General features: G+C 36.0%; 15 protein-coding genes. 6 read left to right on the top strand and 9 right to left on the bottom strand.

The features are described 5' to 3' along the window. Positions 1 to 301: 301 nt before the first annotated feature. Positions 302 to 505: a thioredoxin family protein gene (locus NLW78_RS02985; protein WP_302328446.1), complete on the top strand. Its 204-nt coding sequence runs from the start codon at positions 302 to 304 to the stop codon at positions 503 to 505. 147 nt (positions 506 to 652) lie between these two features. Here the strand turns inward: NLW78_RS02985 and NLW78_RS02980 are convergent, their stop codons facing one another. Beyond that, positions 653 to 2,503 (bottom strand): DNA ligase D, encoded by a 1,851-nt coding sequence (locus NLW78_RS02980; protein WP_254495468.1) that lies wholly within the window; start codon positions 2,501 to 2,503, stop codon positions 653 to 655. Between the two features lie 83 nt (positions 2,504 to 2,586). On the opposite strand from NLW78_RS02980, the gene ku reads away from it, so the two are divergent. Further along, on the top strand, positions 2,587 to 3,432 hold the full coding sequence (ku, locus tag NLW78_RS02975) for a non-homologous end joining protein Ku (protein ID WP_254495462.1): 846 nt from the start codon (positions 2,587 to 2,589) through the stop codon (positions 3,430 to 3,432). A 125-nt stretch (positions 3,433 to 3,557) separates the two neighbouring features. Here ku and phnE (NLW78_RS02970) read toward each other — a convergent pair whose 3' ends face one another. The 7 genes from phnE (NLW78_RS02970) to NLW78_RS02940 form a co-directional block, all read right to left on the bottom strand. Beyond that, on the bottom strand, positions 3,558 to 4,367 hold the full coding sequence (gene phnE / locus NLW78_RS02970) for a phosphonate ABC transporter, permease protein PhnE (RefSeq protein WP_254495460.1): 810 nt from the start codon (positions 4,365 to 4,367) through the stop codon (positions 3,558 to 3,560). Further along, positions 4,367 to 5,182 carry a phosphonate ABC transporter, permease protein PhnE gene (phnE, locus tag NLW78_RS02965; RefSeq protein ID WP_254495454.1) on the bottom strand — a complete coding sequence of 272 codons (816 nt, stop codon included), beginning with the start codon at positions 5,180 to 5,182 and terminating at the stop codon, positions 4,367 to 4,369. The genes phnE (NLW78_RS02970) and phnE (NLW78_RS02965) overlap by 1 nt, the downstream gene beginning before the upstream one ends. Further along, entirely contained in the window at positions 5,160 to 5,951 is a 792-nt protein-coding gene (gene phnC, locus NLW78_RS02960) for a phosphonate ABC transporter ATP-binding protein (RefSeq protein WP_254495451.1), read from the bottom strand. The genes phnE (NLW78_RS02965) and phnC overlap by 23 nt, the downstream gene beginning before the upstream one ends. A 93-nt stretch (positions 5,952 to 6,044) precedes the next feature. Beyond that, entirely contained in the window at positions 6,045 to 6,998 is a 954-nt protein-coding gene (locus NLW78_RS02955; RefSeq protein WP_254495449.1) for a phosphate/phosphite/phosphonate ABC transporter substrate-binding protein, read from the bottom strand. A gap of 747 nt (positions 6,999 to 7,745) precedes the next feature. Continuing rightward, positions 7,746 to 7,961, bottom strand: a complete 216-nt coding sequence (locus NLW78_RS02950; protein ID WP_254495447.1) for a hypothetical protein — start codon at positions 7,959 to 7,961, stop codon at positions 7,746 to 7,748. 91 nt (positions 7,962 to 8,052) lie between these two features. Then, entirely contained in the window at positions 8,053 to 8,838 is a 786-nt protein-coding gene (locus NLW78_RS02945; protein ID WP_254495445.1) for a zinc ribbon domain-containing protein, read from the bottom strand. Positions 8,839 to 8,928: 90 nt separating this feature from the next. Continuing rightward, a complete protein-coding gene (locus tag NLW78_RS02940) occupies positions 8,929 to 9,831 on the bottom strand; it encodes an EamA family transporter (protein WP_254495443.1) in 903 nt (300 codons plus the stop codon). Between the two features lie 168 nt (positions 9,832 to 9,999). Between NLW78_RS02940 and NLW78_RS02935 the strand changes: the two genes are divergently transcribed. The 4 genes from NLW78_RS02935 (at position 10,000) to NLW78_RS02920 (ending at position 13,450) form a co-directional block, all read left to right on the top strand. Next, positions 10,000 to 10,668, top strand: a complete 669-nt coding sequence (locus NLW78_RS02935) for a hypothetical protein (protein WP_254495441.1) — start codon at positions 10,000 to 10,002, stop codon at positions 10,666 to 10,668. 25 nt (positions 10,669 to 10,693) lie between these two features. Beyond that, the gene (locus NLW78_RS02930; RefSeq protein ID WP_254495439.1) at positions 10,694 to 11,434 is read left to right on the top strand and encodes an NAD-dependent protein deacylase; all 741 of its coding nucleotides are present in this window, start codon (positions 10,694 to 10,696) and stop codon (positions 11,432 to 11,434) included. A gap of 176 nt (positions 11,435 to 11,610) precedes the next feature. After that, entirely contained in the window at positions 11,611 to 12,453 is an 843-nt protein-coding gene (locus NLW78_RS02925) for an EAL domain-containing protein (protein ID WP_254495438.1), read from the top strand. Between the two features lie 22 nt (positions 12,454 to 12,475). After that, positions 12,476 to 13,450 (top strand): GGDEF domain-containing protein, encoded by a 975-nt coding sequence (locus NLW78_RS02920; RefSeq protein WP_254495428.1) that lies wholly within the window; start codon positions 12,476 to 12,478, stop codon positions 13,448 to 13,450. A 20-nt stretch (positions 13,451 to 13,470) separates the two neighbouring features. Here the strand turns inward: NLW78_RS02920 and NLW78_RS02915 are convergent, their stop codons facing one another. Then, complete coding sequence (locus NLW78_RS02915; protein ID WP_254495426.1) at positions 13,471 to 14,346, bottom strand: alpha/beta hydrolase family protein; 876 nt, start codon at positions 14,344 to 14,346, stop codon at positions 13,471 to 13,473. Positions 14,347 to 14,430 lie beyond the last annotated feature (84 nt).

Here is a 14,430-nt window from a genome sequence, read left to right as displayed (position 1 = left end):
CCAACCTTCTATGTTTAAGTATATTTGACATCATATGTTTCTCTGACTATGTTATCAAATTATTCATGAGACATTAAAACTTCTGCCCTTCACTTCCTATGCTCCCCACCCCTTCAAAGAAAATGAGCGATTGGCCTCACATTAATTTGTTTGATTTTAACCTCTCTTGGAAAAACTGAAAATAAAAAGGAGGGATTTTATGTTAAAAGAGTTACGTGAAAATGATTACGATTCCGTTGTGAATTCCAATGATACAGTTGTACTTAAATTTACTGCTGACTGGTGACCTGGTTGTAAACAACTGGATCCAGTTGTAAGCAGTGTAGCAGCGGAAATGGAAGGACCTGCATTTTATAGTGTGGATGTTGATGAAGCACCAGGTATTGCCCAAAAATTTGGTATTATGAGCATCCCAACAATGGTATTAGTGAAAAATGGAGAAGAAAAGGACCGAGTATCTGGTGTAGTTCCAGAGGAAGCAATTAAAGATTTTGCATCACAATAAACGAATAGCGACCCAAAAGGGTCGCTATTACTTTACGTCTTATCTCCCTGCATTTTTCAGCAATGACGATTAACATGGAAGTCACAGTCACATGTAACCAACAGAAGAACTGAACCATAAGTATTTCGCTACTCTTCTAATCGAACATTACGTAAGTAAACTTTTTAATTTTTGAATGTTTTGTTGTTTACGAGCGATTTCCATCATTTGAAATGGGCAGCCTTTTAGATTAATCCGAGAAGGGACTGTTTTTAAATTGTAATCGGTCGGGTCTAACTGTTCACTTACCTCTTCCCAAAACAAAGGCGTTGCTACCGTACCCTCCTCAGTAGCTCTTGGAGAATATGGTGCAATAATCGTTTTTCCCTCAGCATGCTGAATATAATCTACATAAAGGCGATTTCCACGATTCTTTTTTAGCCGTTCAATGGTAAAGAGCTCAGGATGCTGAGTAACTAAAGTCGTCGCAATAGCTTCAGTAAATTGTCTCGTTTCATCATATGTTAGGCTTTCTTCTGGGATAGGGATGTGAAGTTGTAACCCCTTATTGCCCGATGTTTTAACAAACGGAATAATCTCCAAATAATTGCACATATCCTTAATCACATTGACCGCTTTGACAGCTAAAGAAAATTCCTTGCGTGAAGGAGGATCTAAATCAAATACAATTTCATCGGGAAATGGTCGGTTTATCCGTTGAAACGGAATGTGGAATTCAATAGCAGCTTGATTCCCAAACCAACAAAGACTTTTTATGTTATTACACACGATAAATGTTTCATCCCCTTCTATGTCTATATCGACAAAAGATGGGCTATAATCTGCTCGGTGTTTTTGAAAAAAAGATTCGTCTTGAATTCCATGAGGATAACGGATAACCGTTAACCGTTTTTCTTGTAAAAAAGGTAACATGTAAGGAGCTATTCGACGTAAATACATGACATGATCCATTTTCGTTAAATTCGGGGTCGGCCATAACGGTTTATCGGTGTTCGTTAACTCGACATCCTCTGGCAACATAGACAGGTCAATTTGGACTTTATGTTCTGTATTCTCTTCGACCTCTAGGTCAAACCGAAATTGATCAAATAATGGCTCCCTTAATTCACCATCATACGCATCTAAGCAATGGATTTGGACTGTAATCCCTGGAGGAACTGTAATTATTCCATCTTTATTTTGTTTACCATGCTCCTTTACAAAAGCTGATAATGTATCGTATTGTTCCTCTGTGAAGCCATGTTTAAAGCTGCCTATTGGAACAACTTTGTCTTCATCGTTAAAAACACTTACTTGAAAATAATCATTATTCGAATCAAAGCCCGTAATGACGCCCGTTATATTCCGCCAATTTTTTATTTTTAACCAGTGGTTTACCCGCTTACCTGTTTCATATTTATTTGCCCCCCTTTTTGCGACAACCCCTTCCCCGTAGTTTGTCGTTACCTTTTCCCACAGCTCACTAAAATCCTCGTATTGTTGAACGATACCGATTGGGTACGCAGGTGTAACGTATAAGGGCCATTTCATGGTCTCGAATAATTGATATAATTGCTCTTTCCTTTCAAGAAAGGTGTTTCTATTTAACCCATTCCCACTTTTCATTAGCAAATCAAAACAAGCAAATGTTACAGGTCTTTCCTTTGCATATTGTTTTATTTTCCTTTGTTGCTTGAGACGCCCCCGTTGTTGTAATAATGGAAAGTTTCCTTGATAAGGATTGTTTAATAATACAATCTCACCATCAAGTTGGAGGGGCAAATAGGCTGAGACTTCATCCATCTTTTCTTTGCAAAAATTAATAATTTCGGGAAAGTTAGCTGATAGGTCGTTTCCATTACGGGAAATTAATTGTACTTTTGATGTTGTCCAGTGCAGCATAGCACGAAAACCATCATATTTGACTTCAAAATACCAACCACTTTTATCTGGTATCTCATCCGATAATTTCGGTAACATCGGTTTCCACATTGTTATGTACTCCTTTCCTTCTTCCATATTATGACCGCCCTGAAAATTCCTATAAGAAAGAACATATTTTTAATGTTTCTACAAATCCTAACGAAAAAGGAGTGATAAGGATGCACACGATGTGGAAAGGCACCATTAGTTTTGGCCTCGTTAACATACCCGTTAAACTCCATACCGCTACCGAAAATAAAGACGTTAAGTTACGTCAGTTGCATAAAGAATGTAAGACACCTATTCAATATGAAAAAATCTGCCCTGTATGTGAAAAAGAAGTTAATAACGATGATATTGTAAAGGCTTTTGAATACGTCAAGAATAAATTTGTCGTCTTAGAAGAGGAAGAACTTGCAGAGTTAAAAGAAGAAAAGACGGATAAGTCCGTTGAAATTATAGACTTTGTCAAACTAGAGGAAATTGACCCTATATTTTTTGAAAAAAGTTATTATTTATCCCCTAATGAAGGGGGAAATAAAGCCTATTCTTTATTACGAAAGGCGTTACAAGATACTGGTAAAATCGGTGTAGCTAAAATTATGATCCGATCAAAGGAACAACTCGGAGTAATTCGTGTGTACGAAAATACATTAGTAATGGAAACAATCCATTACCCTGATGAAGTTCGAAACGTACAAAACGTCCCAAATGTACCTGCAGAAGATAATATCGCAAAAAAAGAATTAGATACAGCGAAAATGTTAATTGATCAGCTTACGACAGAATTTGATGTTGAAAAATATAAAGATGAGTATCGCACTGCACTACTAGAACTCATTGAAGAAAAGAAAGCGAACGAACAAGTTGAAACCGGAAAAGAAAAACCAAAGCCAGACAATGTGACGGATTTAATGGAAGCTTTACAAAAGTCGTTAGATAAAACGAAAAAAGGAACAAAAGGAAAGAAGAAAGCACCAACGAAAAAGAAGACAACAACAAAAAAGAAAGCGGCATCCCAATAGTTTCACACGCCAAAACGCTCAATACTGAGCGTTTTTTGCTTATATAAAAGTACTTTCATTTCTGACAGACAAAAAAACGCATGCACTTACGTTATGATGCATACGTTTCTTTCCTTTTTATATAATTACACTAAACGTTTTCGAACTTTTCCGGAGAAAAAGTCGATAACAGCTACGACTACAATAATGGACAATATAATTAAGCCCAGCTGTTCCCAGTTACGGTTTTGAGCCGAAATAACGATTAACGTACCAATACCGCCGGCACCAACCAAACCTAACACTGTTGAAGCTCGAATATCAATTTCAAATCGGTATAAAGCGAAGGATAAAAATTCGGGTAATACTTGCGGAAAAATACCATAGAACAAAATTTGCATTTTATTTGCTCCATTCGCTTCCATTGCTTCGACCACTTTCATATCTATACTTTCAATCACTTCAGCATATAGCTTCCCTAACATTCCGAAAGCGGTTAATCCGATTGTCAAAATTCCCGCAAAAGGTCCAGTTCCAACTGAAATTACGAAGATAATCGCTAATATTAATTCAGGAAATGTTCTGTCTAAAATTAGTATCCATTTTCCTAACGTATTCCAAGCAGGTGTTTTCACCATGTTTCTTGCGGCCCAAAAACCAAAAGGTATAGCTAAAATGGCAGCAATTAACGTACCTGCATAAGCGATAAAAATCGTCTCTAAAATCAAGTCCGTTACTTTTCCGAGTTCATTAAAATCAGGGTTAAAAAACTTCGGAATGATCCGTTTAAAGTTTTCGACAAATTTCTCTAACATGTACCAATCAACTTTTTGATTCACACCGGAAAACGCCCAGTAATATATGATACCAAGAACAACCGCAATCATAATATTACGTACTCTTTTTCGTTTATAGCTTTTTGGTTTTGGCGGTAAGACAAACTGTTCCTTATTCATTAGACAACTCTCCTTCTCAGCATATTACTCACCGTTTCAATGATAATAACTGCGATCAGCAACAGAACGAGAATTGCCATTACGTTTTGATATTGTAAGAAGTTTAGTTCAGTATCGATAATCGATCCGATACCACCGGCACCTACAAACCCAAGGACAATCGATGCTCTTACGTTTAATTCAAATACATATAAACCATAGGAGATAAATTGAGGTAATACTTGTGGCACTACCCCATACCATATTACTTGAATGATATTTCCACCTGTTGAATGGATGGCTTCCAACTGTCGTGGATCAATTGTTTCTATCGTTTCGCTTAACAGCTTGGCTAGTAAACCTAAAGAAAAGACCGTTAAAGCTAATATCCCCGGAAGAATTCCGATACCAAACAAACTAACAAAAATAATGGCTAATAATATATCAGGAATTGTACGTAAGATGTTCATTACCGTACGGAAAAATTGATAAACATATTTATTACGAACAATTGTATTCGCCGATAACAGGCTTAACGGAATACAAATAATAATCGCAAAAGTAGACGCCACGACCGCAATTTGAATGGTTTCAATTAATGGATCAATTGCGTAAGGTATGTAATCCCAGTTTGGCGGAAACATACTAGCTAGTTTATTAATAATAACATCTAAATTCATAAATAATTCAAGGAATCGCGCATTTGTTTCACTTAAGCTATAGAAGTAAAAAGCTAACACGATAAAAAACACCATTGATATTTGAATTTTTAACCTCTTCGGATATAAAGAATAATTTTCTTGATCTACTTTGTTATTCTTCTGAGGAAGACTCATCCTTTTCACTTCCTCTCAAATCTTCGTCACGAATTGGTCGATCATATATTTGTTCAAATGTCTTCTCAGTTACCTCGCTAACCGAGCCATCAAACACAACTTCACCTTCACGCATACCAATAATCCGATCAGCATACTCCATCGCCATATCAATAAAGTGTAAATTAACAATCGTTGTGATGTTATCTTCTTTATTAATTTTGCGTAAATATGTCATTACCTGGTGAGAAGTAGGAGGATCCAAGCTTGCTACAGGCTCATCCGCTAAGATAATTTTCGGTTCCTGTGTTAACACACGCGCAATACTTACACGCTGTTGTTGACCACCACTTAATTGGTCGGCCCTGTTATAAATTCGGTCTGCCATATTGACTCTATCCAAATTACCGTACGCCATTGCACGATCTTCTTTTGAATATAAATTAAAAATACTACGTAACGTACCTGTATGACCAAGTCGTCCACTAATTGTGTTTTTCATCACACTTGAACGGTTCACTAAATTATAGTTTTGAAAGATCATACCAACCTTTGTCCGTAATTTGCGCAAGTTTTTTCCTTTTAGATTAAGGATGTTTTCACCGTCAACGATAAGTTCCCCTTCTGTGGGAGAAACCATGCGGTTTATACTGCGGATAAAAGTTGACTTACCCGCTCCCGACAGGCCAACAATTACGACAAATTCACCTTCGTTAATCGTAACATTCACATTTTTCAACCCTTCATGGCCGTTGGGATAGACGAGTGATACATCATTGAAAGTAATCATAGATAGGCTCCCCTTCTTTCCTTAAAAAATAGGGAGAAGTTAAGGCTTCTCCCTATTAACGTTTACATATTCAATTCATTTTAGCACAACTTTTTAGTCGAGTGGAATGTTTCCACCTAGTTTATTGTACGTCATACGTACGATATCATAATCACTGTCATCTGCTTCTACAATTGCATCCCAGTTGTATACCTCATTCATAATTTCAATCATTTCATCATCATCATTGAAGCTTAGGAATGCGTCTAAAATTTCTTGTGTAAGCTCATCATCTAGAGCTCCTGGTACAGTAACAGTGTCATTTGGAATTTGATCAGTATAACCGATAATCTTTAAATCCTCTTCGATATTAGGATATTCATCAGTCATTGTTGCACGAACATCATCAAATGTTGTCCCGATGTCTGCCTGTCCTTCTAAAACAGCAATTGCTGTATTGTCATGACCACCTGTTTTTTGAACACCTTTGAAAAATTCATTTTGTAGTTCAGTCGTTGTTTCTAAACCAAACTTATCCATTAACTGTGCTGCAGGATAAAGATAGCCTGAAGTAGATGATGGGTCACCAAATGCCCAAATCATATCTCCTGCATGCTCTTCAAGGTCATCTAAACTATTCACAGGGGAGTCTGCACGAACAACATATTGAGCAACATAAGAAGTGCTGCCGAAACGCTCAGACTTTAAAATGACGTCAACATCATATTTACTACTCGCTAAAACATACCCAAACGCTGGCAAGAAACCAATATGTACTTGGTTATTTCCCATTGCCTCAACTAATGAAGCATAGCTGGTCATAGTTTGAGCTTCAACTTCTTTGCCTAAAACATCTCCTAGCTTGTCAGCAAGTGGTTGTGCAGTTTCCGCAATTTTTTCAGCATCTTGTGATGGTACAAATCCCATGACGAGTTTATCTGGATTGATTGACTCTTCACCGTTCCCTGCACCGTCTCCACCATTTCCTTCATCTGAACTTCCACATGCTGTTAACATTGCTAGCATGATAGTAAATACAAACATCACACCAAATTTCATACGCTTCATTTCTTTTGCCCCCTCTTGTTTTTAAAAAGTGTTACACAATTGAATAGTGCGTGAAATCAGGAAAGTTGTCTAGCCTTATTATGTAACATTTACATTTTCTTTAAATTTTACTTCTCATTTACAACGATTTTCGACAACTTTTTTCACAATGTATAGAATACCATATTTCTATCAAAATGAAACAGTTTTAACGAAAAAAATTCTTTTTTTCATAATCTTAACTCCTAAATTATGGATTTATCATTATAATATCCACACCAAAACTAAACAAATTCAATAAATAATTACATATCGTTCGTCTTTTCAGATGAGGTGCTTCCCTGATTCCTTCATAAGACAAACTACACCTATCCCCCTAGATTGTTCCACCTTCTCCCTTTCATTAATTAACTAGGAGAAAAGGGGTACCTTGACGCAAAATACATTAGTATCCCATAATATTCATTCATGTTTTAAAGGAGTATTTATGGTAAGTTTAAACAACCTCCTCTCGTATTTTTACTTTAGAGTTTTCTCAATGGCCTGTCCATTAATTTAGGTTGGATAAGGCATTATCTATAAATCATCAAAGGATTCGAATGAGGTAGATGAGGAGGTTACCGAACTCACCTATTTCGCCAATTAAAGCAGTTATTACTGAATACGAAAACCATCACAAGTATTATAGTCTATCCCTGCTTTTTATCGTGAACTCGTAATGATGGCTGGAACGCTCCTCCCAGTGAGACCGGCACCCAAAACGGTTTATTAAATTTGTTTATCTTTATTTCCCTTTTGAACACGATGATTGTACACTCGCTTCCTTAACAAATCCTGGATAATTACGTAATAAATAAGAATCGGAACGACAATAACAGCAACAAGTGTATCCCCGAACCACCCAAGACTATGAAAGATGGCAGCACAAAATAGTATAACTAAAAATAATCCATTAAGGATAAGTAGCAATCGCAATTTCTTCACCTTCCCTCTCTTTCATTATATGGATAAGTACTTGGGCAAGTGTTACGTTTGAAAAAAAAAGAGTTCTCAATTCATGAGAACTCTTTTTCCATTACACCTCACTATGTAAAGATGATCCACACTCTTTACAAAAGTTAGAACGGCTTATATTATATTGTCCGCACTGTTTGCATGGGGTGGTGCTCGCGTCATTTTTTACTGGTTGTTGCTCTACATGCAAGTTTGTACCGCATCCTACACAAAAATTCGCATGATTTCTATTTTCCGTGCCACATGATTCACATTTATGTGGGTTTTGAGCTGTTATCGGGGATTCCTGTTGGGAGTGAATTGAAGATGTACCATTTACATTTGGTTTTTGGAACCTAGATACAGTTTCTTCGACAGTCGGTGCACTCTCTTCAGTCGCATTTCCTATTAACGTCTCCTCCAGCTTGTGTGAATGATGTATCTGTTGTTCAACAGGCCTTTTAAATGGTGATTGATCACTAGTATCTGTTGATTCCTTTTGGTTAACATTTAAATTTACATTTTCCTGGCTTCGGTCTTTATAGTCTAATTTTTCTTTCTGTATTTCCGGTTGTTCCTCATGAAAGTTTTCATTTGCACCAGGCAGGGGGGATTCCTCCTCCTTCGGCTCAAATGAATAATTTGTTTGAGAAGTAAGATGAACGTTTTGTAGAACTGCCGCTAAAATTTCCCTTTGTTCGATTCGACCACCGATAAAAAAGAATATAGAACTGAACAGAAATACAGCAGCTAAAATATAAAAGATTATATTATCCCAAACACTAATACTCTCCATCCAAAAACCAATGAAGCCTAATGCACTAGAAACTACTCCTATAAACCCTATCATCCGTAATACTGTCCCCACCAACAATACCCCCTATTATGTATTCACCTAATTATTACACGAGCATCCGGAATGTACAACGACTAGTTTTCTAGTGTTCGACAATTTTCCCTACTCGTACCCTTTTACGTATAACTCTTTTCGGCGGTAAGGATTTATTAGACGTGGAAGGGCAATACCAACAAGGATTAAACATACACCTAACCACATAAACGGTGTTACTTGTTCATTTAAAATAAACGAAGCTGCTAAAACGGCTGCCGGTAACTCTGCAGCACCTAATATTGTCGCTATTCCTGATCCGATTTTTGGAGTGCCAATTCCAAATAAAATAACAGGAATTAACGTGCCAACTATACCTAGTAATAAACCATATTTCCATAAACCTGTTTGAATGGATCCGTTAAATAAAAATGCTGGTGATAATACGTACATGACCATCAGCATTCCTCCAGTAATTAAAAGCAGGCTTCTTTGTACTTGAGGTAGACCTACGCCAACATGTCCACTCACATAAATAAAGAGAGCGAATGTTATAGCTGCCAGAAGACCAAATGTAATGCCACGGCTGTTAGGCTCCCAATTAAACTGTCCGATCAAACCACTAGCAAAAATAGTACCAATAAGAATGATGGCAGTCGCTAACCATTTATCTATCGTCGGAAATTCCTTCTTTACAAAAGCTTCAATTATAATGCCAATCCAAGTAAACTGAAATAATAAAACAATAGCTATAGCTGCAGGTGTTGACTCTAAGGAGATTCCATAAAATATTCCTGTTAAACTTGTAGAAAAGCCAATTGTAAGCAAAGTTAAACTTTGTTTTAGCGTTAAGGTTTTTTTACTAGAAAAGAGAAACGCAACAAGCAAAAGCAACCAACCAAAAAGATATTGAGCACCTATGACTTCATTAACGGTGAAACCGGCTGCATATGCTCGTTTTACTATAGTTGATAAAACTCCGAAACATATTGCTCCCATTAAAACAAATAGTGAATATTTCCAATTTCCCATGTTGTAACCCCTCTTTCAACGTTATAAGCATAACAAATATAGGAGTTTTCAACACATCTTTTGCATACATTTATAAAAGCATGATGTTTCACAAGTGCTATCATTTAACTATAATAAATAGAATACACCTATTTTTTACCGCCAATCTCTTTGTTAAGGAGGAACAATATGAAGTTTTATTCGTTGTTTGCCCTCTTTATTTTCCTTACAGGATGCTTTCAATCTACACACGTAAATCAACCAACAAAAGAGGAAGAAAAGCAGTTGCCAAATTCCATCTCCTTACCAGCAGATGGACAAATGTTAAACGTAACGCCCCAAGATGTTCCGATGCTTTACACCTTTTTAACAAGTGCAGAAGAGCCCCTAAAAGAAATACAAAAACTTAGGATTAAATCATTAAAACGAAACTACGATGGACCGCCTATATACCTGCTTTCGTATGCGTGTAAACGTAACGCTCCTTATTGTTCACACATTGTTATACAAGATAACAAGGAAAGGAAACTTTCTGTTCCTACAGCTGATTTCACCCAATTTGACCAATATGCTTTTTCACCAGATAAAAATACTCTTTTAGTTAAGTTTAAACGATTAAATAAAGAGGATAAAATTCGCCACCACGTTATCGCCATCGATTTAAAAAAAATGGATATTATCCCCCTGAAACATCCAAAATTAACGATAGATATATTTAATTACCAATATAAAATCGTCCATTTAAATTGGGAATCAAACAATAGGATCAAATTTCACTTAAAGGCAGACCCATCATTAAATCACATTGAGTGGATTGAACATCGTGATGAATACATGTTTATAGATTTTAGTATATAAAAAGTTAGAAAGGGAAGCGTGTTATATGGATAAAATAAATGAAATCATACATAAAATTAACAACTCGCAAAACATCGCCGTGTTAACTGGGGCAGGGGTTAGTACTGATAGTGGTATACCCGACTTCAGATCTACTGGTGGACTCTGGTCATCAGGGGAGTCCCGAGAATATTACATGTCAACTGATTACTATTCTAAACACCCAATGGACTTTTGGAGAAAGTATAAGGAAATCTTTCAAATGAAACTTGCTCAGGAATATACACCAAACATTACACATTCCTACTTAAAAAGACTCGAGGATGTCGGGAAAAACGTTACAATTATCACACAAAATGTTGATGGCCTGCATAAAAAAGCAGGAAGTAAACACGTAATCGAGTATCATGGTACATTAACAACTGCTTCCTGCCCTAATTGTAGTCAACGTTATCCATTATCTTATATTATGAAAGAAGAGGTCCCGTATTGCGAACGATGTCACATCCCCCTTAAGCCAGATGTCATATTATTTGGTGACATGATACAAGAACATGAAAAAGCAGAAGCAGCGATTAATCATTCTAATTTAATCCTTGTCTTAGGCACTTCACTTTTAGTTGGTCCGTTTAACTTGTTACCTGAGTTAGGAGTCATAAGAAACATTCCATCTATTTTAATAAATCGAGAGTCTACTTCGAAAGATGGTTTATTCGATATTGTAAAACTCGGTGAATTAAAGCCAATAATGACCATACTAAACAACTCCTTAACGGGTGAATCATAACCGTTAAGGAGTTGTTTTAGTTATTCCCCTATTATTCTATCTTTAAATAAAATTAAAATTCCGTTAACATTTCTATGCTATATTTTTCATATCTTGAATTTCACTACTATATGAAAGAGGGATAGGATATGACAAACGTCTTTCACCACATCTTTACTAGGAGTTTCCCCTCTTATTTGAACTACAAAAAATATTCACGACGTAAAGATTATAACCAATATAAGAAATTTACAGAATTACAAAAGATTTTGCGACACGAGATGTTACATACATTTTTTCAGCCCGTAATCAATTTACAAACCGGACAAAATGTTGGATATGAAATTTTAAACCGCCCTCCATCTTCATATGCTTTCCCAAACACGGAGTCGTTTTTTGATTATATTGGCCAAACAAATCAAGTTTTTCAAGTTGAACAATTATGTAGAAAAAAATCCCTAGAAATGTATTCTAATTCCTGCAAAAAAAGACACATAAATCACAGATCATTAATTTTCATTAATGTTCATCCCCAAGTTCTAACACACACTAATTATAAAAGCGGAACTACATTAAACTTATTAAAGAAATTTAATATTTCTCCTAATCAAATTGTATTTGAACTTACAGAGAAAACAGCGGTAACCGATTACGATCACTTCACAAAAGTGTTAGCAAACTACCGTTCCCAAGGTTTCCGAATTGCTATTGATGATGCTGGTTCTGGTTATAATAGTCTTCAATCACTAGTTTATATAAAACCGGAATTTATTAAACTTGATAAAACGTTAATTCGTTGCATCGACCAAGATAGGGTAAAACAACAACTGTTAAAACTTTTAATCGATTTTGCTAATCAATCAAATACAACTGTTATTGCAGAAGGCATTGAACGGTTTGAGGAATTAATGTATTTACGTCAACATCGTGTTCATATGGGACAAGGCTATGCTATAGGTAAACCAAGCTCCATAATAACAGAAGGGAAATTCCCTAAACATGTTGTTGAAAAGCGAAGCACAAGTTATCTGCCAAATTAGATATTAGATAGGAGTTTACTTTATGGATATTATGATTGGAGAAATTGCTGAGACTGTTCCTTGTGTTTCACCTACCACGAAAAGTCGTAACGTAGATAAAATTTTTAAAAAGCACAAAACATTACACGGCATTGTCGTGTTACTTAACCACGTACCAGTAGGTATTGTTATGCGATCTCACTTTTACCAAGAAATCGGTACATTATATGGATACAACATTTATATGGGACGTCCAATACATTTAGTTATGAATGACAAACCATTAATTGTCGAATACTCCACTAATATTACGAAAGCTAGTAAACTTGCCATGAACCGAATAAGTACAAATCTATATGACCATGTCGTTATCACAAAAAACGGCCAATTTCATGGGATAGTAAGTATACGAGAACTTCTAATTAAGTTTGCAGAAATTCAAGTTAATTTTGCCAGGTTTTCAAACCCACTCACCGGACTACCCGGAAATAATGTTATCAACGATAAATTGAATGAAGTTATTAATGAACGGGAGTATTGTATTTTATATATAGATATAGACCATTTTAAAACGTATAACGACCGATATGGTTTTACGAAAGGAGACGAATTAATTAAGCGGACCGCGGACATATTGAGAAGACGTATACAAGGAAAATCTTTCTTAGGCCATATTGGAGGTGACGATTTTATCATTATACTATATCATCACCATTATCAATATATATGCAAATTGATTATAAAAGATTTCGACGAAGCTATGAGTGAATATTATAATGAGCGGGATCTACAAAATCGTTACGTAATCTCAGAAAATAGATTCGGACAAATGGAAAGAGTCCCTATTACGACAATATCAATTGCAACTGTGACAAATGAAGTTTACAACTTCAAGAGTAAAGAAGATATCGTTTATAATGCAACTATGTTAAAAAAAACATGTAAAATGGAAGATAAAAGTTGCTACCGTGTAAATCATAACTTACACGAGTTCGATCATACCCAAAAATTAGAGTAAATATAGGTCAAAGGTGTACATCATGACTGCCCGTATTGTTCAAACCACGTTTTCACCTCGGCTAAGTAATTATCGATTTGGTCTGACAATGTATGGTATTTACTGTCATAAATCCTTAACTTTACTTGTTTTTGTTCGGCTTCCAACATTTTCGCTAACCGTTTCGTTTGGTCAATTGGAATAACTGGATCATGCTTCGCGTGAATTAATAACATTGGAACATCAATTTTATCGGCCCAATAGACGGCAGACCTCGCCTTGTAGGAATCTAAATTTCCTTTTAAGAAGCCTAATCGTTCATATAAAAAATATTTAAAAGAGGATGGGGCTTGATTGTAACCGGATACTAAGTCTGAAATACCTGCTACTGATGCAGCTGCTTTAATATTTGCCCCTCGTTTTATCGCCTGATATGTAACCATACCACCTCTAGATAAGCCATACATAAATATATTATCTTCATCTGCACCTTCGATTTCAGGTACAACCTTTAGTAAATTCAACACATCTGTAACTTCCCCGTCCCCAAACGAGAATTCTCCTTCACTTCCGGCAACTCCTCGGTATTGGGAAGCTAACAATATGTATCCTTCACTGGGCCAATAGGCTAGCTTTTCAAGCATACTTTTCGTTATTGCTCCAGAATCAAGAACCCCCCCATGATTAAACACAACAACAGGAGCGTCTTTCTTCATTTGCTTTGGCATAAGAATATATCCCGCAATTGTTAATTGGCCACTTTTATATTTAATAGCAAACCCTTCCACATCTCCACTATATTGCTCTGTTAACTGAATCGGTTCTTTTTCTACCAGTATTGATGCTTTTTTATCATCGGAACAAGCAGTAACAAAAACGAATCCAACGACAAGAAGGAATAAAAGATAATTTCGCATTGCTTCACCTACCAATCGAATTACAATACCATTGTCCATGATACATTTTTATTCTCAACATACCGATTGTATAAGTACTTTCTA

The organism is Salirhabdus salicampi (assembly GCF_024259515.1).
GTDB classification, from domain to species: domain Bacteria; phylum Bacillota; class Bacilli; order Bacillales; family Alkalibacillaceae; genus Salirhabdus_A; species Salirhabdus_A salicampi.
This window is presented reverse-complemented; position numbering and strand designations above follow the sequence as displayed.